Source organism: Labrys methylaminiphilus subsp. lupini (assembly GCF_051161885.1).
In the GTDB taxonomy this organism is placed as follows: domain Bacteria; phylum Pseudomonadota; class Alphaproteobacteria; order Rhizobiales; family Labraceae; genus Labrys.
Genome location: NZ_JBMDIH010000001.1, coordinates 4539994 through 4564380 on the forward strand (window position 1 = coordinate 4539994; position 24387 = coordinate 4564380).

Genomic DNA, 24387 nt, shown 5'->3' on the forward strand with positions numbered 1-24387 from the left:
GAGGATCGCCTCTGTACGCCCATGCCACAGCAATAAGAATGCCGTCGACACCCTGCTGAGTCCGGTGCGATGGCCGCCAAACTCAGGAGGGAAGACGCCCGATGACAACGCTAACCCAGATCAGCGAGGCGGCCGGCACCGCCTCGGAGCGAACGGCGCGGGTGCACCCCGTCGATGAGGTCCTGCCTTTCGCCAAGCTGGCGACCTATGGCTTCCAGCACGTACTCGCCTTCTATGCGGGTGCGGTGCTGGTGCCGATCATCGTGGCGAGCGCGCTCAAGCTCAGCCCCGAGCAGTTGATCCACCTGATCAATGCCGACCTCTTCACCTGCGGCATCGCCTCGATCATCCAGGCGGTCGGCATCGGCAATATCGGCGTCCGGCTGCCGCTGCTCCAGGGCGTGACCTTCACCGCGGTGAGCCCGATGATCGCCATCGGCCTCGCCGTCGGCGGCGGCACCGAAGGCCTGCTTTCCATCTATGGCTCCGTGCTGGTGGCCGGCCTGTTCACCTTCGCCGTGGCCTCCTATTTCGCCAGGCTGACCCGCTTCTTCCCGCCGGTGGTGACGGGGTCGGTGATCCTGATCATCGGCGTGGCGCTGCTGCCCGTGGCCGCCAACGACATCGTGGTGGGCAAGGGGCCAAACGCGATGCAGGACCCGGTCTTGCTCAAGAACCTCGCCTACGCCTTCGGCACGCTGGCTCTGATCGTCGGCATCCAGCGCGTGTTCACCGGCTTCATGCAGACCGTCGCGGTGCTGATCGGCCTGGTCGCCGGCACGCTGGTAGCCTGGGCCCTGGGCGATGCCCATTTCAGCGAAGTCGCCAATGCCGGCTGGGTCGGCTACACCTCACCCTTCTATTTCGGCTGGCCGACCTTCTCGATCACCGCCATCCTGTCGATGATGGTGGTGATGATCATCACCATGGTCGAGACCACCGGCGACGTCTTCGCCACCGGCGAGATCGTCAAGAAGCGCATCGCTCCCGAGGACATCGGCCGCGCCATCCGGGCCGACGGCGTCGCCACCTTCATCGGCGGCGTGCTCAACTCCTTTCCCTATACCTGCTTTGCCGAGAATGTCGGCCTGGTCCGGCTTACCCAGGTCAAGAGCCGCTGGGTGATCGTTGCCGCCGGCGTGATCATGATCATCCTGGGCTCGCTGCCCAAGGCGGCTGCCATCGTGGCCGGCATCCCGCATCCCGTGCTCGGCGGCGCCGCGCTCGCCATGTTCGCGGCGGTGGCCGTGGTCGGTATCCAGACGCTCAGCAAGGTCGATTTCAACAATCACAACAACATCGTGATCGTCTCGACCAGCGTGGGCCTGGGCATGCTGGTGACGTCGCAACCCTTCGTGGCCAACGCCTTTCCGCAATGGGCCCAGATCATCTTCGGCTCGGGCATCACGCTGGGCGCCATTTCGGCCATTGCGCTCAACATCATCTTCAACCATGTCGGCAAGGTGCACAGCCCCGCCGTGGCCGGCCGCCCCGGCCATACGCTGGTCACCCTCGCCGACGTCAACAAGATGAGCAGCGCCGAATTCGCCAGGACCTTCGGCGGCCTGGTCGAGAATACGCCCTGGGTGCTGGAACGGGCCTATGCCTTGCGGCCCTTCGCCGACACCATCGCACTGCGCTCGGCCTTCCATGACGCCTTGCTCACCGGCTCGGCCGCGGAACAGCTGCAATTGCTGAACTCCTTCGCCGATCTCGGTAGCGAAGGCGACGCAGGCAGTACCTATCTGCTGGATCACGCCGATGCAGGCATCGACAATGAAGATCTGGCCGAGGTGAACAGGCTGGCCGTGGCCTATCGCAAGCATTTCGGCTTCCCGCTGATCATCTGCGCGCATGAAGTCGAGCGCTATGAGCGGGTGCTGGCGACCGGTTGGTCGCGCATGGCCAACTCGCCGACGGTCGAGCGTTCCACGGGCCTGATCGAAATCGCCAAGATCGCCAACCATCGCTTCGACAAGCTCGTCGCCAATGCCAATCCGATCGCCACCTCCCATCTGGTGCAATTGCAGGAGCGGTTCGTGTGAAGCGCCCGGGCGCTTGACGCCAGACGGATTGCGAAGAAAGCCCCCCGCATCGCCTGCCGGGGGCTTTCGGCGTTTGTAATCCTTGCCTCGCGCCGGTGCCGCCCGGGCAGGGTTGTTTGTGACACCCCGATGACGCATGGTCTGCCCGATTCACAATCGAAGGACCGACACGTGGGCGACACCAAGAAGAAAATTTATGAATATCTGATTGAAGGAGCGACGTCGGGTCTGACCGACGAAGAGCTCCATGCGTATATTGTAGGCCGAGTCTCCAAGGCGAACAGCAAACGTATCGCCCGGGCAGGTTTCCTCGCCCTCAGCGATCCGGAATTGACTGATCGGAACGTCCTGAACACGATCTATGCTTTGGCCATCAAGCATAGGCTCGCCGGTAGTGGCGCTGAGGAAGCCGAAGAAGCGTCGGAGGAAAGTTCCGGGAAGGCCAATGCCTCCGACTCCAAGGCGGCGAGCCTGCCCCTGCCGGAGAAGAAGCCCAAGAAATCCTGAGGGTTGGCACCGAGAGCCTACAGCCCTCGAACGTGCCGGGAACGGCAGGTTTGCTTGCTGGGTTCGCCCGATTCTGGGCTCGTGCTATCGTTCGTCGAGTTTCAGAGCCTGGCGCAGCGCCACCAGGCTCTGGGCGGCTCCCTTATCCTCATCCCAATAGCGGGTATGGGTGAAGATCCGCCCGATCAGGGGCACCCGCCCGCTTATTCTGACAGCGACATCCCTGACGCCTGTGCCGAAATTGCCGCGAACCGGCCCCGAGATGATATCGCCGAACAGGGCCAGCTTGCCCGGGTCGTAGATATTGGTCCAACGCACCAGCGAGAAGGGGGCCGCGTGGTGCAGCCGCATCGCTGCCGCCGTCGGATCGGGCACAGGATAGGCATAATCGCCCGAGGCTTCCGTGGCCGGCGGGGCACTCGGCAGCCGGCGTGCCTCGACATCCTGCTTCAGGGCCTCGAGATCGCGCGCAATCAGAAATTCAGCATGGGTGAGCGGGCAGCCGAGGGTGACGAGGTCGGAAATCAGCCAGCGTTTCCTCGGGTCTGAATGCGCCTCCCGGAGGCCTGCGAACAGCCCCTTTTGCGCGATTTGATAGGCATCGAGGAGACCGGCGTCGGAGGGTTTTGCATTGAGGTCCTCGCCCGCCTTTCTCACCGCCGCCAAGGCATCCGCCACCCTACCCGCCGGCGCGAATGTCCGTGCCGCATATTCTTCCGCCCACAGGAGCCGGACCAGGTCATAGGCGATGACGCTGCCCAGGCTGTGGCCGACCAGGATGATGCGGTCATACTCGCCGCTCCTCGAGAGTGTCTGCAAGAGTTCGAGGCCGCGTTTCCGAATCTCGCGGCGCGCCTGGATATTGGCAGGCTTGGCCCGAATGTAATGCGCTACATCGCCGAAATAGGCGACGGCGAAGCCGATGAAGATGGCGCTCAGGGCCGTGAAGACCCAGAGCAGCCCCTTCACCCAGCTATCCAGCTTCCAATCGAGGATTTGTGCCAGGCCCTGCAGAGAAAGGAGGCCGATCACCCCGATCGTGGCGATCCAGAGAGCCAGCCAGATGCCACGGACATCGCTGGGAACCCGGCCCGGCCGACGCAGGAGCAGCGACATGAACCAATCGCGCAACTGGGCCGTGGTGGTGCTCGTGGTGAGATCGGCCCAGTAGAATTCGAAGAAATCGACTCGCGGCGCGTCGCTTCCCTCGTGATGACCGCCTGACCGGGTGGTGATGCGATAAAGTTCGTAGGAGGCATTGCGTGTGTCCGGTTTCCACCAGACCGGGTTTCCACCCTTCGGCGGATCGTCCCGCCGGCGCCCGTCAATGTCAGGATTGTGAACCCAGACGGCTTCGGCGAAGCCCCGTAGGGTCGCCATGGGCATCTGCTCGCCCATGCCATGCGTGAGAATGACGGCACTCTTGCGACCCGGCATCGCATGTCCCCACAATCAAGGCCTGGCAGTGGAGCCAAGCCTTGCCCGGGGAACAGCAAACGACCGAAGTCGTGACGCCTTCGTGAACGGACCGGGTTTCAGGCCTGGTGGGTGATCCTGCCGTCGCAGATCGTCGCGACCGGACGCAGCGCCGCCAGTTCGGCCGCAGGCGTGGCCTCGATATCGCCGGAGAGGATCACGATATCGGCAAGGTAGCCGGGCTTGAGCCGGCCCTTGCGGTCTTCCATGAACTCGACCCAGGCTCCCTCGCTGGTATAGGCGGCAAGCGTTTCCGTCAGGCTCAGGCGTTGGTCGGGCATGCCGTCCTTCCAGGACTGACGGGTCATCGCATCCTGGATGCAGCTCAGCGGCGACAATGGCGAGACCGGCCAGTCTGTTGCAAAGACGATACGCGCGCCGGCATCCTTCAGGGTCCGCCAGGCGAAGGCGAGCGGCCAGCGCGCCTCGCCGATGCGGGTGAGATAGGGCTCCAGGGGCAGGCCTGCCGAGCCGGGCGGATGCGTGGGCTGCATGGACGCCACCGTGCCGAGCTCGGCGAAGCGCTTGACGTCGTCAGGATGGACGACCTCGACATGCTCGATGCGATGCCGGCTGTCGCGTGGCCCGTTGGCCTTGCGCGCGGCCTCATAACCGTCGAGCACGATGCGCACGGCGCCATCGCCGATGGCATGCACGGCCACCTGCAGGCCGAGCCTGTCGGCCTCGACCGCGACGCGCGCAAAATGCTCGCGCGTGAACAGTGGATCGCCCTTCCAGCCCGGTTCGTCGGCATAATCGTCCACCATCACGGCGGTGCCGGATTCGGTGACGCCATCGACGAAGACCTTGACGAAATCGCAGCGCAGCCTGTCGTTGTCGAAGCGCCGGCGCCAGTCTGCCGCCTTCGCCTCGATCATGCTCAGATCCATGAAGTTCTTCATGTGGAAGGGCATGCGCACGCGCACTGGCAAGCCATGCTCGCGCTCGATCTGCTCCAGGATTTCGAGCTGGTAGAGATTGCCGTCCATCGCCTGCACGCTGGTGAGGCCGAGTTCGGCGCAATAGGCGAGGCCCCGGCGGATCAGCGCCAGATCGGAAGCCCGCTCCTCGGGCGTGACATGATCGGGATCCCCGCCCGTGCCGATACCGAGATGGTCGCGCCCGGCGGTAACGCCCATCTCCGCCACCGGATCGATCGCATTGGTTTCCTTGAGCTCGCCGGTGGCCAGTCCATCCTCGCCCATCACGATCTCGTTGCCCACCCCGACGTCACGCCCCTCGAGGATGCCGGCCGCCTTCAGCGCAGCCGTGTTGGCCCATGCAGTGTGGCGGTCGGGCGCCAGCATCATGAAGGGCCGGTCCGGCAGGATGGCATCGAGATGGTGGCGGCTGACCTTCTCGGTGTCAGACAGGATGGTGTAGTCGGCCGACAGGCCGACGAGCAGGCGAAGATCGGGATTGGCGGCCGCATAGGCGGTGACGGCCTGCCTGAGGGCCTCGAACCCCTTCACGCCGAACAGGGAAAGCTGGGTGAGAGACACCGAGCCGCCGAAGATGTGCATATGGGCTTCGTTGAGGCCGGGCAGCACGGTGCCACCCCTGGCATCGATGCGCCTTGTGCCTTCCCCCGCCAGAGCCAGGATCTCGCTGTCGCTGCCCACGGCGAGCAGTCGGTTGCCGGCGACCGCCAGGGCCTGGGCGCGCGGGCGCTCCTCATCCATGGTGAGAATGCGGGCATTGTGGATGATGAGATCGGCCTGCGGCATGTGCCCCCCGGAAATCCTGCCGTTGCAATAAGGCGCGCAACAGAGCCTATTCCGGCAGGCCGGGCAAGCTATTGAGGCACCGCGGGCCTGCCGCGTTTTGGCGCATGCCTCCCCTGCATGCATCGGGACGCAGGATGGTTGAGCGCCATGGCCGATGTCTCTATTGCTAGGACTATTCGCGCCGCTTTCCCGCACCGGCTGCCCGTTGTTTTCCTCCATTTCGAAACGAACATTGTTTGACCGACAGATCCTTTGAGAAGCCGTTGCGGCCTTCCGCCGATCCTGAGGCACTGCATCCCCCACCGGGAGAGCCGCTGATCGATGTCGAGGAAGGGCCGGAACCCGGTGGAGCGAGCCTGACGGCGCGCGTCCTGCTCGGCGTCAGCCTGGTGCTGATCGCCGCCAATCTCAGGGCGGTGTTCTCGAGCCTGTCGACTGTCTTGCCGGAAATCGTGCGTGACACCGGCCTCAATTCCTTGTGGTCGAGCGTGTTGACCACGCTGCCGGTGGTCTGCCTCGGCATCTTTTCTTTCCCCGCCCCGAGCCTTGCCCGGCGTTTTTCGGCAGAACGCGTCATCCTCGCCTCCATGCTGACCATCGCGCTCGGCACGGGTTTGCGCGGCCTCGGCCAGGCCCCATTCCTCTTCGTCGGGTCCTTCCTGGCCGGCGCCGGCATCGCCATGATCAATGTGCTGCTGCCCGGGCTGGTCAAGCGCGACTTCCCCAAGCAGATCGCCCTGATGACGGGGCTCTACACCATGGCGCTGTGCGGCAGCGCGGCCGCTGCCGCGGCCTTTACCGTGCCGCTCGAAAAGGCACTGTCCGGCAGTTGGCCCGCCGCGCTGGCTTTGTGGGGGGTGCCGGCACTCGCCGCCGCCATGATCTGGGCACCCCAGGCTTTCAAGACGGGCCATGACCACGCTGCCGCCAAGCCGGCCGTCAAGGGGCTGTTCCGTGACAGGCTCGCCTGGAAAGTCACGCTGTTCATGGGCCTGCAATCGGCCATGGCCTATATCGTCTTCGGCTGGATGGCACCGATGCTGCGCGATCGCGGCATGGAAGGCACCAGTGCGGGGCTCCTGGTGTCGGGCTCCGTTGTCGTGCAGATGCTGGCCTGCCTGGCCACGCCGCCTTTGGCCATGCGCGGGCGCGACCAGCGCCTCGTCTGCCTTGTCCTGCTCGCCTGCGGCGCGGTCGGATTTGCCGGCTGCTACTGGCTGCCCCTGTCGCTCACCTGGATCGGCGCCATCTTCTGCGGCATCGGCCAGGGTGGCCTGATCGCGGTGGCGATGACGCTGATCATCCTGCGCTCGCCCGATGCACATGTCGCCGCCCGCCTGTCCGGCATGGCGCAGGGCTTCGGCTATATCATTGCCGGTTTCGGCCCGCTGCTTGCGGGGCTGCTGCGCGGCATCACCGGCAGCTTTGCGGCACCGACGCTGCTGTTCATTGCCTTCGCCCTCATCGCCGCCTGGAGTGCCCTGGAAGCGGGGCAGGACAAGATGGTGCAGGTGAAGGCTGAGTGAGGCGTAACGAGCCTTCTCCACGAAGTGAGGAAGGCTCGTCGCGGCCGGTTCTGGTCCGCCTCAAGTCCCTGTGTCCGCGATCAAGCCTGACAGTGGCCGGTTCTGGCGTTCCACCTGGGCCTTCAGCGCTTCCAGGGGCATGGCCTCGTCCTTGGCGAATTCGATGAACATCAGGTTGAGATTGTTGAAGAACATCTCGCCGGCTGCGGCCGCGTCTACATCCGCACGGACGGCGCCGCGCCTCTGCAAGGTCTGGACCAGGCTCGAGACCTGCCCACAGAGCCGCCGGTCGAGCTCGGTGTAGCGCCGGCTGAACGGGCTGTCGGGCTGCTGGATCGACAGCGCCATGGCAACCCGCCACATCTCCTTGGACAGATAGACCAGGGAATGGTCGTAATATTGCTCGATCAGTGCCTGCAGGGCCGCCGCGACGGTCGCAGGCGGATTGGCCACGATGCGGCGGCCCGCATCCAGCACCTCCTCTACCTCCATGGTGACGGCGGCGAGCAGGATGTCGCCCTTGTTCTGGTAGTAGTTGTAGAGCGTGCCGACCGATACTTCCGCGCGTTCGGCGATGTCCTCGATCCTGGCGCTATCATAGCCCACGTCCCGAAAGAGCCACGTGGCCGCCTCGAGGATGCGCCGGTTCCTGTCCGCCTTCTGCTTTGCGCGTAGCCCCGCCATATCACCTCCCTTGGCCGCGTCCTCTGAATGTGTTCTAAAATTGATATTGACTTAAAAAATGAACTCACTCAATTTCTTTATTAGAGCACCGTCAATGCGTGCCGCCAGCCAGAGGTTTGACATGACATTCGCAAGCCGCGCCCCTGCGCGCCGTCTCCTCCTCGCCACCATCCTCGCCAGCACGGCCGGCCTTTCGAGCATGGCAACCGCCCGTGCCGCCGACGAGCTCAATGCCCTGGTCTGGTGCGACCATACCGACCCGGCCCTGATCGAGCCCTTCGAGAAGGCCAACAACGTCAAGGTCAACCTCAAGACCTATGAAGGCACCGGCGCGGGCCTCTCCATCATCGCCCAGTCCCGGCCGGGCGATTGGGACGTGCTGGTGATCGACGCCATCGACGTCAAGCGCGCCGTCGACCAGAATCTGCTGGCCGAAATGCCCGCCGATGCCCTGCCGTTGGCCGACACGTTCCCGGAAGTGCGCATGGAGGCCCAGAACAGCAAGGACGGTAAGATCTACGCCGCCACCGAAAAGTTCGGCTACAACACAATTTCCTACGACAAGACCAAGGTCGACCCGAAGGACATGAAGGACCTGTCGGTGATGTGGTCCGACAAATACAAGGGCCGCATCGCCATCTATGACTATTACATGCCGGTGATGGGCCTGGTTCAGGTCGGCCTCGGCAAGAAGACGGCCGAGCTCTCGGACGCCGACCTGCCGGCCATCCAGGAAAAACTTGCCGCGATGAAGAAGGTCTCCAAGCAGGTCAGCGAGGTCACCGCCTCGCAGACCGCCCTGGCCACGGGCGAAGTCGACATCCTGGTCGGTGGCGGCGAATGGATCACCGCTGCGCTCTCGGCCGAAAAGCCCAATCTCGACTGGACCGTGCCGGATCAGGGCGCCGTGCGCTGGGCGCAGTCGATCGGGGTGATGAAGGATGCCGCCCACAAGGAGCTGGCCCTGAAATTCGTGCAATACATCCTCAGCCCGGAAGGCCAGGCGCGCCTCGCCACCTCCTCCTGCTATTGGGCGATGCCCGCCAACAGACGCGCCGGCGACAACCTGACCGATGCCCAGAAGACGGCCCTGCGCTGGAACGACCAGGCCGGCTATCTCGCCAAGGCTCAGCTCTATCCCGCGCCCAATGCCGATCTCGACAAGAAGATGCAGGACGCCTGGACCGACATGATGCAGCAGTGAGGTTGGAGCGCGGACTTCCAGTCCGCTCTTGAAAACGCCTCGCTTGCAGGATGGGAAGAGCGGACTGGAAGTCCGCGCTCCAAGGAGCCCTCATGACCGCATCCAGTCTCGAAGCAGCCGAGCACCGCAGGGCCTGGGGCTTCGTCCTGCCGGCGCTTGGCTGGACGCTGGCCTTCTTCATCGTGCCCTTCGGCTTCATGGCGGCGATGAGCCTGTGGTCGCTGCAGGGCGGGCAGATCGTCCAGAGCTGGAATCTGAACAACTACCTGGCTTTCATCCAGAAGGAGTCCCTTCTCAAGGGCCTCGTCAATTCGCTGGAAATCACGGCGATGGTGACGGTGCTTTCGGTGCTGCTCGCCTATCCCCTCGCCTGGATCATCGCCGAACGCGTGCCCAAGCGCTATCAGCGCCTCGCCCTCATCCTGGCCGTACTGCCGTTCTGGACCTCCTATGTGGTGCGTTCCTATGCCTGGCTGCTGGTGCTCTCCAAGGCCGGCGTGATCAACCAGGCCCTGCTGGCGCTCGGGGTGATCGGCGAGCCACTCGACCTCGCCTCGACACGCACCGCCACCGTGATCGGCTTCGTGCATTTCTTCGTGATGCTGCTAACGCTGACCATCTATGCCAATCTGATCCAGCTCTCGCCGAACTACCGGCGGGCCGCGGCCGATCTCGGCGCCAACGGCCTGCAGACCTTCTGGCATGTGGTGCTCCCCCTGACCCTGCCGGGCATCATGACGGGAGCGTTCCTCACCTTCGTGCTCTGCATCGGCGACTACGTCACCCCGCAGATCCTCGGCGGCAACAACGAGCTGGTTCTGCCGCAGATCATCATGCTCCAGCTCGGGCGCCGGGCCGACCTGCCCATGGCCGCCACCCTGTCGATCATCCTGATGGTGGTGGTGACGCTGGCCTATGTCGCCTGCGCGCGCTGGCTGAAGATCGAGAGGGCCTGAGCATGACGCGCAAGACCTTGTTCAACGCCCTCAGCGGTCTTTATGCCGTGGCGATCTTCGGCTTCATCTTCCTGCCGGTGGCGGTGCTGGTGCTGTTCTCCTTCCAGGACGGCCGCCTGCCGGTGCCGCCGTTCAACGGGGCCTCGCTGCAATGGTACCGGGCGGTGTTCGCCGACGGCAAGCTGATGGCGGCCATGCTCAATTCCCTCATGGTGGGCATCGGCTCTTCTGTCGTCGCCTGCCTGCTCGGCTTCCTCGCCGCTTATGCCCTGGCGCGCTACAAGCTGCCCGGCTCGGCGCTGCAACGCGGCCTTTTGATCGCGCCGATGACGGTGAGCTACCTCATCATCGCCCTCGGCCTGCTGACGGTGCTGAACGCCCTGCACCTGCCGCTCTCGCTGTGGACGGTGAGCATCGGCCATGTGGTGATCAACCTGCCGCTGTGCTTTGCCATCATCTATTCCTCGATGGGCGACCGCCACATCAACATCGAGCGAGCCGCCCGCGATCTCGGCGCCAGCGACCTCAAGGTGATGGCGCTGGTCACCGCCCCGATGCTCACGCCCTCGATCCTCGCCGCCTTCTTCCTGTCCGTCACCTTCAGCTGGGACGAATTCATCATCGCCTTCCTGCTGTCCCGCTTCGACGTCACCCTGCCCGTCGAGATCTGGAATCTCCTGCGCTCGGGCCTCAACCCCAAGACCAACGCCATCGGCTCGCTGGTCTTCCTCATCTCCATCCTGGTGCTGGTCATCGTCGAACTCACCGTCTTCGGAAGGGCCAAGAAATCATGAGAGAACCGAAATCATGACCGCCTCGGTTTCCGTCCGCAATGCCAGCAAGACCTTCGGGGCCTTCACCGCCCTGGACGATGTCTCGCTCGAGATCGCGGCCGGCGAGTTCATCGTGCTGCTCGGCCCTTCCGGCTGCGGCAAGACCACCCTGCTCTCGATCCTGGGCGGCTTCCTGACGCCGAGCGCCGGGCAGGTGCTGATCGGCGGCAAGGACATGACGAACGTGCCGCCGGCGCGGCGGCCCACCACCACCATGTTCCAGGACTATGCCCTCTTCCCGCATATGCGCCTGATCGACAATGTCGGCTTCGGCCTGCGCATGCGCGGCATGGGGCGGACCGAGCGCGACGAGAAGGCGCTGAGCTACCTCGCACTGGTCGGCCTCGACAAGGCGGCCGCCAAGAAGCCGCATGAATTGTCGGGAGGCCAGCGCCAGCGCGTCGCCCTTGCCCGTGCTTTGGCTGTCGATCCCGACGTGCTGCTGCTCGACGAGCCGCTCGGCGCGCTCGACCTCAAGCTGCGTCGCCAGATGCAGGACGAGCTGAAGGCGATTCAGAAGCGGGTCGGCACCACCTTCGTGCATGTCACCCACGACCAGGAGGAGGCGATGGCGATCGCCGATCGCATCGTGGTGATGAATGCAGGCCATATCGAGGATTTCGGGCCGCCGTCCCAGGTCTATATGCGGCCGCGCTCGCTGTTCTCCGCCGGCTTCATGGGCGAGGCCAACTTCATTGCCGGTGAGGTCACCGATCTCTCGGGCGATCAGACCCGCATCGATACCGCCCTGGGCAGTGTCGTGCTGCCCTGCGCCGGCTTCACCACGAGCGAGCCTCGCAGGAACGAGGCGGTGACGCTCTGCATCCGGCCCGAGCATTTCCGCCCGACGGCGGGCGAGGAAGGGCCGATGGTTTCACTGGGCGAGGCCATAGTCACGGGCGGGGCTTTCTTCGGCACGCATTACCGCTGCCATCTCCAACCCGCCGCCGGGCCGGCCCTGGTCGCGCATCTGCCGCAATCGGCCAGCCTCAGGGAGGGGCAGTCTCTGGCGCTTGCGGTCAAGCCCGATGATGTGGTGATCTTGTCCTGACGCGTCCGGACGACAACAGGAAAACGCCCGATGCAGCGGATAAGCCCCGATAAATGGTACGAGGTAAGGCGTCTTGCCGACGACATCACCGCCATCGGCGAGCCCTATATCCAGGAATTCTATCGCTGCAACATCTGGCATGTCCGCGGGCGCGACCGCGACATGCTGGTTGATAGCGGCATGGGCGTGGTGTCCCTGCGCGAATGGGTGCCCATGGTCACCGAGCAGGACCTGATCGCGGTGGCGAGCCACACCCATTTCGACCATATCGGCTGCCATCACGAGTTCGAATGCCGCGCCGTCCATAGTGCCGAAGCGGATCTTCTCGCCAACCCGACGCGGCAGAATACCCTGGCCGATCCCTATGTTACCGACGAGATTTTCGACTCCCTGCCGCCGGAGCCCTATTGCTCGACCTGCTATGCCGTAAAGCGGGCACCGGCCACACGCCTCCTGGAAGATGGCGATATCATCGACCTCGGTGACCGCGTCTTCGAGGTGATCCACACGCCCGGCCATTCACCGGGCGGCATCGCGCTGTGGGAAAAACGCACAGCGACGCTGTTTTCCGGCGACATCCTCTATGACGGGCCGCTGATCGAGGACACCTACCACGCCAACGCACAGGACTACGTCGCCTCGATGGAGCGGCTGCTGCGCCTGCCCGTCCGCATTGTGCATGGCGGGCATTTTCCCAGCTTCAGCGGCGAGCGCTACCGTCAGTTGATCCGCACCTGGCTCGAAGGCAAGGGCAGGAGTGTGCCGCCGGCGTGACGCTTCAGGCCACCCGCAGGATGCGGCCCGGGAAGTCGGTGAAGACGCCGGCAACGCCGAGGGAGAACAGCTCCAGCGCCCGCTCGGCGGTGTTGACGGTATAGGACAGCAGCGGACGTCCAGTCGCCTTGTAGGCGGCGATGCTCTCGGGCGTCTCGCGCTCCTGGTCGAAATTGATAGAGGCCGCTGCCACCCTGTCGGCAATGTCGGCCCAATCGGCCGGGCGATCCCAGATCAGATAGCCACGCGGCAGATCGGGGGCGAGGTCTCTCGCCGCTTCCAGGCTTTCGACCGAGAAGGAGGAGAGAATCAGCGGCGCCCCGGTCGGGCCAAAGGCGCGGATCGTCTTCAGGGCGACCTCTGCGGTGCGAACATCGGTGCCAGGCGAGGGCTTGATCTCGACATTGAGGCCAAGCTTCAGCTCCTTGCACAGTGCAAGCACCGAAGGCAGGTCTGGAATGCGCTCGCCGGCGAATGGACGGCCGAAGCGCACACCCGCATCGAGAGCCTGGAGCTCCTGCCAGGTAAGGTCGATGACCGGTCCCCGCCCCGTGGTGGTTCGCTCCAGCGTATCGTCATGAATGACGACGGGCACCCCGTCCTTGCTGAGCTGCACGTCGATCTCGACCATCGCAACGCCAAAGGCTGCTGCGCAGCGGATCGATTCGAGCGTGTTCTCCGGCGCGTGCGCGGCAGCGCCGCGATGCCCAATGACACGGGGAAGGGTGAGGGGCATCGTCGGTCTCCAGAAGCGGATCAAGAGGATCACACGCTCCATGGCCCGAAGCGCCGCCAATGGCAAGATCACGAACCCAGCTGCCCCCACTTCTTCGCACGACGGCAGGCCGATCCAGACGCACCGTCCCCGCACCCGGATAGGGATGCGGAGACGCAATTTTGATTTTTTCAGATTTTTCGTGAGGACCGGTTCCTGGACCGACCTCGGATCGGCTGGGTTCACCCCCCGGGAACGCCAACCTCAAATCTTAGGTCATGAGACGATTGAACGAACTGTGGCGGTGCCGGTTTTCGGTTTGGACCAGGTCCGCTTGAGTGAACCACCTCGCAAAGCCCACGCTTTGCACCAGGGCGTCAGGCCCTTGAGGCAGTTCAGAAGGGAAGGCTCAGCCGGTTATTCGCTCGGCAAGCCGAGGGCGGCCGCGACGCGGCGCAGATGCGCGGGGCTGACATCGTTGCCCAGTTCGAGGTCTTCTATCTCATCGACCGTGAGACCGCAGGTGACCGCGAGATCTTCCCTGCTGTATCCCTTGGCTTCGCGGACCTGCCTGAAGAGGTCCGTACCGACGGGCACCGAGGAAGTGCAGGTCTGGGCAAGGGTATGATCGCTTCCGGTATGGGACATATAAATCCTCCTTGTTGAGAACCGGGGAAATGGATTTGTTGTGTGTCTCCCGTCCTGGATGGTGAAGGCGGCACAACATGCCTTCCAATTAACGATTTGCCAAGTATCCGTCTGCGCGGCTTGTGCATTGCGAGCACAACACTGCACGAGGGACTACTTAAGCTACTGTTTCAGCTTTGCAATATCGATCAAACACGGGAAAAGGCCTAGGGAGATCGGCCCTTTCCTTAGGTATTGCCTTTAATCTGTCTTGGTTGGAACAGGAGCGAATCAGGCTTTTTGACCACCGGCAAGGATCGCACTCCACCTGCCATGGTCGCCACGCACGGATACTGACAGCTCGCGCCCGGGAGATCAAGCCGTCCTTTGCAGGGTCGCCCACATCCGGGCCATTTCGCGATCTGGCGACATCCGAGGAGGTCAAAAAAGAACGTTAAAACAAAGAATTACAACAAAAACAATTCAGGCATGAACACGCTTTGCCCTGGCACTCAGATAGTGGCGAATGGGAACATCATAGCAATAATGCGCCAGCAAACCGCCGATGATCGCGGCGACCACGACGATGGGAGCTTCGACATAGAAATTCTGCGCACCGAAGAACGAGCGGTAGAGGCCGTTGACCCAGCAGAAGATCGGAAAATGCAGGCAATAAAGCGGGTAGGATACGGTACCCGCGGTCGAGCAAAACGATGCAAGCCTGCCCGAACAATGAGCCCTGGCACCCGCCACCACCAAAGCGGGCGAAACCAGAGCCACCCAGGTGAGCTGCACCGCCCGCGGCAGTTCCGTCGGCCAGAAGAACAAGATGGCCATCACGCCGACCAGCAGCCCGAATACAACCGTCCATCCCTCCCACGCCGGCATCCTGTCCCGCATCTGATAGAGCACGACCCCGATGAAGAACGAGGCGCCGACGCGCGGGAAGCCGGCAAGGAAGGTATTGGGGGTATCCCCGCCCAAGCCGGTGATCATCAGGACGCACAGGCAGGCCAGGGCGATGGCGGCGGCGACCTTCTCCAGATTGGTGTGCCGCAGGCGCCACCACAGCAGATTCGCGGTGATCTCGAGCAGGATGGTGTATTGCGGTACATTCAGCGGGAAAAAGCTGGGCCCTCCGATTTCGGCAGGAGCGCTGAAATTCGGCAGGCTGAAGGTGGAGAGCATCAGCGCATTCAGCAACTCGGCATAGGGAACCGGCGCGTGCTCGATGGCGCCGCGGACAACGAGATAGGCGGCACTGATGGCGAGGGCGAGGACTGTCAGCGGCAAGAGGCGCAGCAGACGTACGCGCAGAAATTTGAAACTATCCATCGAGCGGGTCTGCCCCATATAGGCATAGGACAGCACATAGCCGCTGAGGCAGAAGAACAAATCGACCGCCAGATAGCTGTTCCTGGCGACCCAGGGTACCGCCAGCCAGCTGCCGAGATGGATCAGCATCACGCAAAATGCGGCAAAGCCACGCAAACCGTCGAGCAACAGGAAATGCGGTTTGGCGGCCCCATTGCCGGGGATCGCGAAATGACGCTGCATCCTTACCTCGCCTTGTCTTGAGCAAGGGCGTTCATGCCTGAACGCCTCATTGCTCTAACGCCTTGTTTCCACGCGTCTTCGCGATATGCAGTGCCTTCCTCGGAGCGTAAGGCGCTTGAGGGTCATCGGCCTATTGCCGGTGACTGCGAAGCCGCATGATGAAGCCGGCACGACCGCATCGCCGCCGACTGCGCCCACCCAAACAGCCGACCTTGATTGCCAGCGCAGGATTTTTCCTAGCCGTAACTCCATAGTGACGCACGGGAATGTTCGCACAAAAATCGAATAATTGCAACACTCTTAACCATGATAAAACAAAAATATTATATATTCTTACAATTCATGCTATATATATAAAAACTAATTCGCGTTAATTGAAAATAATATTGAATACATACTGCAATGATTTGGTTTTCTTTGCAGAAATTCATTCAAGATTCAATGAATGCAACGTAAATGCTTCCCAAGATAAGCTGGCCTGGTGAAGTCAATCTTCGTCGCACCTCAGGCACAATCGCCAAGCAGTAATGTTCGAGCTATGCAACATAGGCGACCATAGAACTTGGCCGCGCCCTTTTTCGAGGGCGCGGCCAAGCCTGACAGGATGGAAAGGGCCGGTTTGCCCGATTCCTCAAAAGTAACGGGCGAGGTTGCGGCGGATGCGCTCCAGAGGCTTGTCTGCACCGTGCGGGCTTTCGAAGACTTGTCCGGTTATCGTCTCATAGGCCTGAATATAGATATTCGAGGTTTCGGCGATGAGTTCGGCGGGAATGGCAGGGATCGCTTCTTTATAAGGGTCACATCGCGCCGCCACCCAGTTGCGCACGAAATCCTTGTCGAAGCTTTCGGGCTTATCGCCGCCAGCAAAGCGCGTCGGATAGCTGGCGGCAAACCAGTATCGGCTGGAATCGGGCGTATGAATTTCGTCCGCCAGGACGATGCGCCCCTCGCCGTCGGTGCCGAATTCATATTTGGTATCGGCCAGGATCAACCCCTTCTCACGGGCCAAGGCCTGGCCGCGAGCGAAAAGCGCCAGCGCATAGCCGGACACTTCATCCCACTGACGCTGGCTCAGCAGACCTTTGGCGATGATCTCGTCGGCCGAAAGCGGCTCGTCATGGCCCCCATCGAAAGCCTTGCTCGTCGGCGTGATAATGGCCTGCGGCAAGGCCTCGTTGTCGCGCAGGCCGTCGGGAAAACGCGTGCCATACATCTCGCGCTGGCCCTGCTTGTAGAGGGTCAGGATGGAAGTACCCGTCGTACCGGCGAGATAGCCGCGCACCACGATCTCCACCGGCAGGATCGTCAATCTCTGCCCGACCACGACATTGGGGTCGGGATAATCAAGCACATGATTGGGGCAGATATCGCCGGTATGCTCGAACCAATAGCGCGCCGTCTGCGTCAACACCTGCCCTTTGCCGGGGATGCTGGCGATCGCCCGGTCGAAGGCGCTCAGGCGGTCCGTGGCGATGATGATGCGGCGCCCATCGGCAAGATCATAGTTCTCCCTCACCTTGCCGCGATAGTAATTCGGCAGTTCCGGGATGAAGGCATCTTGAAGGGCGGCAATATCGGGCATGGGAAGACCATGTTGAGGCAAGGGGATGCGGCGCTTATGGCACGGCCCGTCCGCCATGTCACACCCGCCGCACCGTTCCCGATGTCGGATCATTGCCGTGCCGGACCCATGTACGCCCGCAAATCCGGTGGGCAGGAGGATCCACAAATGTTTGATGTCTTGCCGATTTCTCGTGATCATAGCCATGGCCCGATCATGAGGAACCGGCTTGGGGGCAAGCACCGGCAATTCCAGGGTTCAACTCACCCCGGACTTCTGCTATCATAGGTATTAACGGATCGTGGGGAACCGGTTCCGTTTCGATGACTGAGCCCATAGACTCAGCCAAGGACTGGGCAACCGGTCCAAGAGGCCTCGGGCCTATCGAACGCCGGATGACTAGGCGCGACTTTGGCGGCTTCAGAGCAAACCGCCCCTTATCTCCCCTCACTTCGATCGAACCGTTCGGCGGGTCATTTTGCTTGGCTTGATTGATAGTCCACCACCCATTGCGGCGGCTCGACTTCTCTCTTGCCGTCGACGGCAATGCCACGATCGCGTGCCCAGCGATAAGCCCACATCGGGCCGAAATGCGTGACGAAACGGACGGGTTGACCATAGGCCGGATCGGCCTGTGCTTCGGCCAATGTGACGAAGCGATAGCCCTTGCGCTCGAACAGCATCAGGATCTCTTCCAGCGCGGCGGCATTGAGGCGGTTGAGATGGAGGAGCAGCACCTGTCGGCTCAGCCCCGCATAATAATCGATCTGCCGATCGGTATGGTCGAGATAGGCCGCACGGATCTTCCCGGCGTCTCCCACGGCGCCTGCCGCCAAGGCGCGGCCATAGGCTTGTTCGAATATATAGTCGGAACTGTCGATGGTCGAGGCTGCCGGCTCGTAGCCGCGCTCAGCCAGCAAGGCAGCGATGCCATCGCGCTTCTCCGGCGTATCGCCGGTGTGATTCATGGCAAAGCGCATGAAGCGCAGCGGCTGGCCGGCTTTGGCCATCAGGGGCCGGATCGTTGTCTCGCCCTGCTCGATCTCGGCCCTGATGCCGGCAAGATCGAGGCTGTTGGTGTCGATATGGGCATAGCCATGATTGCCGAGCGACAGGCCCTCGCGGGTCCAGGCCTCGAGAATGCCCGTCGCCGGCCTCCCGACGCCCTGTACGGCCGTCTCGACCACGAAACCGATGGCAGGCGCCCGATGGCGGCGCAACGTCGCCAGGACTTCACTGTTGCGTGCGGCGACCTCGACCGGCGAGATATTGCCCGGTCTCGCCCCCACCGCGCCAGCAAAGGGCAGGTCATCAAAGGTGATGGCGACGCTTTTCATCGGCTCGGCCCGCGCCAGACCGATACCGGCTAATATCACGAGGACGCCCGCCAGAGCATCGCGCCGAAAAGCGGCAATCAGTTCTCGGCAAAATCCATACGACGTCCGCAGCCTGCGGCACCGGACCCGATCGCAAAATCGGATCCGCGCCTGCAGCCACCGGCGCATGCCGCGCCTCAGGCGTCGACTTGGGCGGTCAGCGCATTGTCCTGGATGAACTCGCGGCGCGGCTCGACGATGTCGCCCATCAGCTTGGTGAAGATGTCCTCGGCCTCGACCACCTCCTTCACCTGCACCTTGAGCAGGGAGCGGGCATTGCGGTCGAGCGTGGTCTCCCACAATTGGTCGGGATTCATTTCGCCCAAGCCCTTGTAGCGCTGCAGGGACAGGCCCTTGCGGGCAGCATTGGTCAGCATCTCGAACAAGGCCACGGGACCGTGCACCTCGACCTCCTCGCCACGACGCGTGAGGGTCGCCGGCTTGCCATAGACTTCGCGCAGCGCCTGAGAGCGCTCGTCGAGCAGGCGGGCATCCACGGTGGCGAGCAATTGGGCGTCGAGCGTGTGGGTTTCCTTGACGCCGCGCACCATGCGCTCGAAGACATAGCCGCCCCTGTCGAGATGGCCGGTCCAGCCACGCTCGAATTCCTCGGCGATTTCATCGAGGCGGCGGGCGGTCTCCTCGGCCGCTTGCTGAGCCAGTGCCGGATCTGCCACCACCCCGATGTTCAGTGCGCCGGCGATGGCAGCCTGTTCCACCACGGTGCGGTTATAGCGGCTGTGGAGTTGCCCGAGCAGGGTGCGGATGGTGCGCGAATCCGTGATGACGCCGCGCAGATCCTGGCCAGCGCGTTCCTCGCCGCTACCGAGCCGCAGTACCGCCCCTTCGACGCCGGTGTCGATGAGATAGTCCTCGAGCGCGCGCTCGTCCTTGAGATATTGCTCGGACTTGCCGCGCGAGACCTTATAGAGCGGCGGCTGGGCGATATAGATATGGCCGCGGTCGATGATCTCGCGCATCTGGCGGAAGAAGAAGGTCAACAGCAGCGTGCGGATATGGCTGCCGTCGACGTCGGCGTCCGTCATGATGATGATCTTGTGGTAGCGCAGCTTGTCCGGGTTGAATTCCTCCGAGCCGATGCCGGTGCCGAGAGCGGTGATCAGCGTACCGATCTGCTCGGAGGACAGCATCTTATCGAAGCGCGCCCGCTCCACATTCAAAATCTTGCCGCGCAGCGGCAGCACGGCCTGGAACTCGCGGGAACGGCCCTGCTTGGCGGAACCGCCGGCCGAGTCACCCTCGACGATGAAGAGTTCGGACTTGGCGGGGTCGCGCTCCTGGCAATCGGCGAGCTTGCCGGGCAGGGAGGCAATGTCGAGCACGCCCTTGCGGCGCGTGAGTTCGCGGGCTCGGCGGGCGGCCTCACGCGCGGCGGCGGCTTCCGCCACCTTGCCGACGATGACCTTGGCCTCTGCCGGATGCTCCTCGAACCAGGTCGACAGCGCCTCGTTCATGGCGCTTTCCACCACCGGACGCACCTCGGAGGAAACCAGCTTGTCCTTGGTCTGGGATGAGAATTTGGGATCGGGCACCTTGACCGAGAGCACGCAGGTCAAGCCTTCGCGACAATCGTCGCCCGTCATTTCCACCTTCTCCTTCTTGGAGATACCGGAGGACTGGGCATAGCCGGTGACCTGGCGCGTCAGGGCGCCGCGCAGGCCGGCCAGGTGGGTGCCGCCGTCGCGCTGGGGAATGTTGTTGGTGAAGCACAGCACCGTCTCGTGATAGCTGTCGTTCCACCACATCGCCGCTTCCACGCCGATGCCGTCGCGTTCGACCTTCACATAGATGGGCGCGGGCACCAGTGCGGTCTTGGAGCGGTCGAGATAGCGCACGAAGGCGTCGAGGCCGCCTTCATACATCAGCTCCTCGCTCTTCTCGCCGCCATGGCGGCGATCGGTAAGCACGATGCGCACCCCAGAATTCAGGAAGGCGAGCTCGCGCAGGCGCCGCTCCAGGGTTGCGTAGTCGAATTCGACCTTGGTGAAGGTGCCGGTCGAGGGCAGGAAGGTCACCTCGGTACCACGCTTGTCGCCGGCTGGCCCCACCATTCTGAGCGGCGCGTCGGCATCGCCATGGCTGAAGCTCATCGTGTGCTCGCCGCCGTCGCGCCAGATACGCAAAGTGAGCTTGGAGGAGAGAGCATTGACCACGGAAACGCCGACGCCATGCAGGCCGCCCGAGACCTTGTAGGAGTTCTGGTCGAACTTTCCACCGGCATGCAGCTGCGTCATGATCACTTCGGCCGCCGACACGCCCTCTTCGGCATGAATAGCGGTGGGGATGCCGCGGCCATTGTCGGTGACGGTGACCGAGCCGTCGGGGTTGAGCGTCACCGTGACGATATCGGCATGGCCAGCCAGCGCCTCGTCGATCGCATTGTCGACGACCTCGTAGACCATGTGATGCAGGCCCGAGCCGTCATCCGTGTCGCCGATATACATGCCGGGGCGCTTGCGCACCGCGTCCAGGCCCTTGAGGACCTTGATGCTGTCGGCGCCATAGTCATTTTCGGGCGTGTCGGACAAAGCGGGTTCAGCCATTGAGCAACTCATTCCTTGATTCGGAAAGGAATATAGGGATTCCCGACCCGAATTTCATGCCAAAACGGCACATTTTTGTGATTTATCAGATATTTATCAGTGGATGACTGGCATCTTTCACCGCGTAGCGATCGTCACCGCCGTGCCGGCGATGATGGTGCCGCAGCTTCGCGCCAGCAGCCGCATCGCCCGTGGGCTGGTGAGCAGGGACCGGGCCCGCCCGGCCAGGGCAATATAGAAGGCGAACACGGCCGCAAGCACCGCCTCGGTGACAATGGCGAGCTCGACGAAACTCGCCGGCGAAAGATGGCCGAGATCGATCAGATTGGGCAAAAGCGCAGTGTAGAACACCATCACCTTGGGATTGCCGAGGGTGATCGACAAACCGCCGAGGAAGCTGCGCCAGCCGCTTTCGCTGCGAGTGTCGCGATCGACGGCCTGGGCGAGGTTCGCCGTCGTCCATAACTTCCAGGCAAGATAGAGCAGATAGGCAACGCCCGCATATTTGATCACCAGGAAAACGCCAGCGAAGCTCTGCGCCAGCACGGCCAGGCCGGCCGCGGCAAATCCGAGCCAGACGAGATCGCCGAGCGCAATGCCGACAACAAAGCCCAGGCTCTCGCGTACCCCCTTGCCGAGCACACGCGCCACCAGCGCCGCGATGCCCGGCCCCGGCAGGGCCGCGGCCACGAACAGCGCGCCGGCATAGACGGCGAGGGCGGCGGGATCGAGCATGAGAAGGCTCCGGTGGGAACCCCTTATAGCCGGTCGTAGCCGGGGTGGGAAGCTTCCTGGGACCGCCGATCACTCCAGCGCCGACTGCGCGATCTTCGCTTCGGCCGCGCCGACGGCCTCGGGTGTGCCGACATGCAGCCAAACGCCGTCGAGACGCCGCCCGAACAGGCGGCCCTTGGTCTCGGCTGCATCGAACAGCCGGTTCAGGGAGAAGATCTCACGCGTGCCCTCGAACAGTTCGGGCTTGATCAGCAGCACCCCGGCATAGGCGAAGGGGGCGGTCTCGTTCTCCCGCCGGCGCGAGAGCAGGCCCCGGCTGTCGAGATGATAGTCGCCCCGCCCGTCGAAGCCGATGCTGGTTGCCGTCGCCGCCACCAGCATCAGGATGTCCATGCGTTCGGGATCCCAAGCCGCCATGAGCGCCTCGAGATTGTTCTGCGGCCCTTCGATCCAGAAGCTGTCGCAATTGCAGACGATGAAGGGGGCCTTGCCGAGCAAGGGCAGGGCCTTGCGCACGCCACCGCCGGAATCGAGCAGGCCGGCGCGTTCGTCGGAGATCAGGATCTTCGGCTGATGCCGGCCGGCGAGATGGGCCTCCATCTGCTCGGCGAGATAGTGAACGTTCACCACCGCTGTTTCGACGTCCGATGCGGCGAGACGATCGAGCACATGATCGATCAGCGGCTTGCCGGCGATCTCGATCAGCGGCTTGGGCCTGATATCGGTCAGGGGGCGCATGCGCTTACCGAGGCCGGCCGCCAGCAGCATGGCGGTCGAGAAGGGGCGGGTCATGTGATACCGGTCCTCATATCAAGCTTAAAAAATGCTGGCGCATTCCCAGCTTGAACACCTGACGATTTTCGAAATCAAATCAAAGATTTGACGAAAGCCGTCAGAAGGAACCAAGAGTCATTGAAAATGACTCTTGGTATTATGACATCTTCGCTTCTATCGCGAAGACGAAGGTCTCGAACCATTCCCTCAGGTCGGCCAAGGTGGGATGGGCCAAAGCGCGGTCGAGATAGGCTCGGATGCGCGGAATATGCTTGAGATAAGCGGGCTTGCCGTCGCGCTTGTCGAGACGGGCGAACAGGCCGAGCAGCTTGGTATTGCGCTGGGCCGCCATCACCGCATAGGCGCGCGCAAAGCCGGCGGGATCGAAAGCCGCATCGGCGCCGCGGCGCGCCTTGACATAGCGCGTCAGGAGCTGGAGTTCGAGCTCCTGTTCCACGCTCACCCGAGCATCGAGACAAAGCGAAGCCACGTCATAGGCGGGCGGGCCGATCATGGCGTCCTGGAAGTCGAGCAGGCCGATGCGTTTGATGCCCTCGCGCTGGGGCAGCCACATCAGGTTCGGCGAATGCACGTCACGCAGCAGCCAGCTCTGCTCGCCCTTGACGACGGGCGCGAGGGCCGAGCGCCAGAGCGCCGTGAAATGATCGCGATTGCGTTGCGACAACTGGGGCGCGCCAATCATCGGCATGTACCATTCGATCAGAAGCTCGACCTCGATATCGAGAGCGCCGTGATCGAAGGGCGGGATCTTGTGGTTGATGGCCGATGCGACGGGCAGCGTATCCGGCAGCTCCATGCCATGCAGGCGGGCGAGCAGGTCGATGGCCACGCCATAGCGCTCGGCAACCGGCTTGTTGTCCTCGGCAATGAAGTCCGTGCCGAAATCCTCCAGCAGGAGCAGGCCATGCAGCAGATCCTCCTTGAGGATCTGCGGCGCCGAGAAGCCGCGCTCGGTCAACCCCTTCGCCATCGCCACGAAGGGTTTCACATCCTGGGAGATATGGGCGATCTGGCTGTAGGTCTTGCCGTAGCGCACCGGCGTGCGGTCGGTACGCGCCGGCGAATTCATCAGGATTATCGTGGAGTCCCCGCGCCTGAGGCGGGCATAGGAACGGGTCGAGGCATCGCCCTGGACATGTTCACGTGACGCATCCTGCCAGCCGGCATGGCGCAGGAAATCGCCGGTCTGCGAGAAGCGGCGCAGCCGGGACGACCACTCGCCCGTGCCCGTCAGCGTCGCGCGCCGAGCGGTCTCGCTGCGTCCGGCATGCACGAAGCGGATGTCGAGTCGGTCGGCGGGAAGCGTCTCGCCGGCCTTTTCAGGCCATTCGACCAGCACCAGCGCGCCGTCGGGCGCCTCGTCCCAGCCCAGCTCATCCAGCTCGCTGGCATGGCCGATGCGGTAGAGATCGGCATGCACGACCGGGAAAACCGGCGTGTCGTAGAGCTGGATCAACGTGAAGGTGGGGCTGGAGACTTCCAGCTCCGGATCCTCGGCGATCTCACGGATCAGGGCGCGGGCAAAGGCGGTCTTGCCGGCGCCGAGATCGCCCGAGAGGGTGACGAGATCGCCGGCCCGCAGCGTCGCCGCCAGGTCGCGGGCAAGCAGCTCGGTCGCCGCCTCGCTCGGGAGGTCGACGGTCCATTGGTGGGTCAGGAGATCGGTCAATGGGC

20 protein-coding genes are annotated in these 24387 nt (G+C 63.2%); 8 read left to right on the top strand and 12 right to left on the bottom strand.

Translation table 11 applies throughout. From position 1 onward, the window contains the following. The first annotated feature begins 101 nt into the window (after nucleotides 1-101). The gene (locus ACN6KF_RS21355) at nucleotides 102-2045 is read left to right on the top strand and encodes a solute carrier family 23 protein (RefSeq protein WP_434958777.1); all 1944 of its coding nucleotides are present in this window, start codon (nucleotides 102-104) and stop codon (nucleotides 2043-2045) included. Between the two features lie 171 nt (nucleotides 2046-2216). Next, entirely contained in the window at nucleotides 2217-2552 is a 336-nt protein-coding gene (locus ACN6KF_RS21360; protein ID WP_434958778.1) for a hypothetical protein, read from the top strand. A gap of 84 nt (nucleotides 2553-2636) precedes the next feature. On the opposite strand, the gene ACN6KF_RS21365 is transcribed toward ACN6KF_RS21360, so the two are convergent. Both ACN6KF_RS21365 and ACN6KF_RS21370 read right to left on the bottom strand, forming a co-directional pair. Next, complete coding sequence (locus ACN6KF_RS21365; RefSeq protein WP_434958779.1) at nucleotides 2637-3989, bottom strand: alpha/beta hydrolase family protein; 1353 nt, start codon at nucleotides 3987-3989, stop codon at nucleotides 2637-2639. A 98-nt stretch (nucleotides 3990-4087) separates the two neighbouring features. Next, nucleotides 4088-5755, bottom strand: coding sequence for an amidohydrolase (locus ACN6KF_RS21370; RefSeq protein ID WP_434958780.1), 1668 nt, complete (start codon nucleotides 5753-5755; stop codon nucleotides 4088-4090). A gap of 236 nt (nucleotides 5756-5991) precedes the next feature. Here ACN6KF_RS21370 and ACN6KF_RS21375 point away from each other — a divergent pair, with 236 nt between their 5' ends. Next, on the top strand, nucleotides 5992-7281 hold the full coding sequence (locus tag ACN6KF_RS21375) for a CynX/NimT family MFS transporter (RefSeq protein ID WP_434958781.1): 1290 nt from the start codon (nucleotides 5992-5994) through the stop codon (nucleotides 7279-7281). 60 nt (nucleotides 7282-7341) lie between these two features. On the opposite strand, the gene ACN6KF_RS21380 is transcribed toward ACN6KF_RS21375, so the two are convergent. Continuing rightward, complete coding sequence (locus ACN6KF_RS21380) at nucleotides 7342-7965, bottom strand: TetR/AcrR family transcriptional regulator (protein ID WP_434958782.1); 624 nt, start codon at nucleotides 7963-7965, stop codon at nucleotides 7342-7344. 121 nt (nucleotides 7966-8086) lie between these two features. Here ACN6KF_RS21380 and ACN6KF_RS21385 point away from each other — a divergent pair, with 121 nt between their 5' ends. The 5 genes from ACN6KF_RS21385 (at nucleotide 8087) to ACN6KF_RS21405 (ending at nucleotide 12783) form a co-directional block, all read left to right on the top strand. Next, nucleotides 8087-9169, top strand: a complete 1083-nt coding sequence (locus tag ACN6KF_RS21385) for a polyamine ABC transporter substrate-binding protein (RefSeq protein ID WP_434958783.1) — start codon at nucleotides 8087-8089, stop codon at nucleotides 9167-9169. 92 nt (nucleotides 9170-9261) lie between these two features. Next, the gene (locus ACN6KF_RS21390) at nucleotides 9262-10125 is read left to right on the top strand and encodes an ABC transporter permease (RefSeq protein WP_434958784.1); all 864 of its coding nucleotides are present in this window, start codon (nucleotides 9262-9264) and stop codon (nucleotides 10123-10125) included. Nucleotides 10126-10127: 2 nt separating this feature from the next. Next, nucleotides 10128-10919 carry an ABC transporter permease gene (locus ACN6KF_RS21395; protein ID WP_434958785.1) on the top strand — a complete coding sequence of 264 codons (792 nt, stop codon included), beginning with the start codon at nucleotides 10128-10130 and terminating at the stop codon, nucleotides 10917-10919. Nucleotides 10920-10932: 13 nt separating this feature from the next. Next, nucleotides 10933-12009 (top strand): ABC transporter ATP-binding protein, encoded by a 1077-nt coding sequence (locus ACN6KF_RS21400; protein ID WP_434958786.1) that lies wholly within the window; start codon nucleotides 10933-10935, stop codon nucleotides 12007-12009. 30 nt (nucleotides 12010-12039) lie between these two features. Then, the gene (locus ACN6KF_RS21405) at nucleotides 12040-12783 is read left to right on the top strand and encodes an MBL fold metallo-hydrolase (protein ID WP_434958787.1); all 744 of its coding nucleotides are present in this window, start codon (nucleotides 12040-12042) and stop codon (nucleotides 12781-12783) included. Between the two features lie 4 nt (nucleotides 12784-12787). On the opposite strand, the gene ACN6KF_RS21410 is transcribed toward ACN6KF_RS21405, so the two are convergent. The 9 genes from ACN6KF_RS21410 to tsaE all read right to left on the bottom strand — a co-directional run bounded on the left by ACN6KF_RS21410 (nucleotide 12788) and on the right by tsaE (nucleotide 24382). Then, on the bottom strand, nucleotides 12788-13519 hold the full coding sequence (locus ACN6KF_RS21410) for a glycerophosphoryl diester phosphodiesterase (protein WP_434958788.1): 732 nt from the start codon (nucleotides 13517-13519) through the stop codon (nucleotides 12788-12790). Nucleotides 13520-13915: 396 nt separating this feature from the next. Continuing rightward, nucleotides 13916-14146 carry a helix-turn-helix domain-containing protein gene (locus tag ACN6KF_RS21415; protein WP_434958789.1) on the bottom strand — a complete coding sequence of 77 codons (231 nt, stop codon included), beginning with the start codon at nucleotides 14144-14146 and terminating at the stop codon, nucleotides 13916-13918. A gap of 462 nt (nucleotides 14147-14608) precedes the next feature. Next, nucleotides 14609-15682, bottom strand: coding sequence for an acyltransferase family protein (locus ACN6KF_RS21420; protein ID WP_434958790.1), 1074 nt, complete (start codon nucleotides 15680-15682; stop codon nucleotides 14609-14611). A 631-nt stretch (nucleotides 15683-16313) separates the two neighbouring features. Then, nucleotides 16314-17264 (bottom strand): phosphoribosylaminoimidazolesuccinocarboxamide synthase, encoded by a 951-nt coding sequence (locus tag ACN6KF_RS21425; protein WP_434958791.1) that lies wholly within the window; start codon nucleotides 17262-17264, stop codon nucleotides 16314-16316. Between the two features lie 452 nt (nucleotides 17265-17716). Further along, a complete protein-coding gene (locus tag ACN6KF_RS21430) occupies nucleotides 17717-18619 on the bottom strand; it encodes a polysaccharide deacetylase family protein (RefSeq protein WP_434958792.1) in 903 nt (300 codons plus the stop codon). 137 nt (nucleotides 18620-18756) lie between these two features. After that, entirely contained in the window at nucleotides 18757-21183 is a 2427-nt protein-coding gene (gene gyrB / locus ACN6KF_RS21435) for a DNA topoisomerase (ATP-hydrolyzing) subunit B (RefSeq protein ID WP_434958793.1), read from the bottom strand. A gap of 117 nt (nucleotides 21184-21300) precedes the next feature. Continuing rightward, a complete protein-coding gene (locus ACN6KF_RS21440) occupies nucleotides 21301-21918 on the bottom strand; it encodes a LysE family translocator (protein ID WP_434958794.1) in 618 nt (205 codons plus the stop codon). 69 nt (nucleotides 21919-21987) lie between these two features. After that, nucleotides 21988-22710, bottom strand: a complete 723-nt coding sequence (locus ACN6KF_RS21445) for a nucleotidyltransferase family protein (RefSeq protein ID WP_434958795.1) — start codon at nucleotides 22708-22710, stop codon at nucleotides 21988-21990. Between the two features lie 139 nt (nucleotides 22711-22849). Next, nucleotides 22850-24382: a tRNA (adenosine(37)-N6)-threonylcarbamoyltransferase complex ATPase subunit type 1 TsaE gene (gene tsaE, locus ACN6KF_RS21450; protein ID WP_434958796.1), complete on the bottom strand. Its 1533-nt coding sequence runs from the start codon at nucleotides 24380-24382 to the stop codon at nucleotides 22850-22852. Nucleotides 24383-24387 lie beyond the last annotated feature (5 nt).

Excerpts from the sequence above, each read along its gene's own strand:
- ACN6KF_RS21355 (WP_434958777.1), top strand. The coding sequence starts at position 102 with ATGACAACGCTAACCCAGATCAGCGAGGCGGCCGGCACCGCCTCGGAG.
- ACN6KF_RS21365 (WP_434958779.1), bottom strand. The coding sequence starts at position 3,989 with ATGCCGGGTCGCAAGAGTGCCGTCATTCTCACGCATGGCATGGGCGAG.
- ACN6KF_RS21370 (WP_434958780.1), bottom strand. The coding sequence starts at position 5,755 with ATGCCGCAGGCCGATCTCATCATCCACAATGCCCGCATTCTCACCATG.
- ACN6KF_RS21380 (WP_434958782.1), bottom strand. The coding sequence starts at position 7,965 with ATGGCGGGGCTACGCGCAAAGCAGAAGGCGGACAGGAACCGGCGCATC.
- ACN6KF_RS21385 (WP_434958783.1), top strand. The coding sequence starts at position 8,087 with ATGACATTCGCAAGCCGCGCCCCTGCGCGCCGTCTCCTCCTCGCCACC.
- ACN6KF_RS21390 (WP_434958784.1), top strand. The coding sequence starts at position 9,262 with ATGACCGCATCCAGTCTCGAAGCAGCCGAGCACCGCAGGGCCTGGGGC.
- ACN6KF_RS21395 (WP_434958785.1), top strand. The coding sequence starts at position 10,128 with ATGACGCGCAAGACCTTGTTCAACGCCCTCAGCGGTCTTTATGCCGTG.
- ACN6KF_RS21400 (WP_434958786.1), top strand. The coding sequence starts at position 10,933 with ATGACCGCCTCGGTTTCCGTCCGCAATGCCAGCAAGACCTTCGGGGCC.
- ACN6KF_RS21405 (WP_434958787.1), top strand. The coding sequence starts at position 12,040 with ATGCAGCGGATAAGCCCCGATAAATGGTACGAGGTAAGGCGTCTTGCC.
- ACN6KF_RS21410 (WP_434958788.1), bottom strand. The coding sequence starts at position 13,519 with ATGCCCCTCACCCTTCCCCGTGTCATTGGGCATCGCGGCGCTGCCGCG.
- ACN6KF_RS21415 (WP_434958789.1), bottom strand. The coding sequence starts at position 14,146 with ATGTCCCATACCGGAAGCGATCATACCCTTGCCCAGACCTGCACTTCC.
- ACN6KF_RS21420 (WP_434958790.1), bottom strand. The coding sequence starts at position 15,682 with ATGCAGCGTCATTTCGCGATCCCCGGCAATGGGGCCGCCAAACCGCAT.
- ACN6KF_RS21425 (WP_434958791.1), bottom strand. The coding sequence starts at position 17,264 with ATGCCCGATATTGCCGCCCTTCAAGATGCCTTCATCCCGGAACTGCCG.
- gyrB (WP_434958793.1), bottom strand. The coding sequence starts at position 21,183 with ATGGCTGAACCCGCTTTGTCCGACACGCCCGAAAATGACTATGGCGCC.
- ACN6KF_RS21440 (WP_434958794.1), bottom strand. The coding sequence starts at position 21,918 with ATGCTCGATCCCGCCGCCCTCGCCGTCTATGCCGGCGCGCTGTTCGTG.
- ACN6KF_RS21445 (WP_434958795.1), bottom strand. The coding sequence starts at position 22,710 with ATGACCCGCCCCTTCTCGACCGCCATGCTGCTGGCGGCCGGCCTCGGT.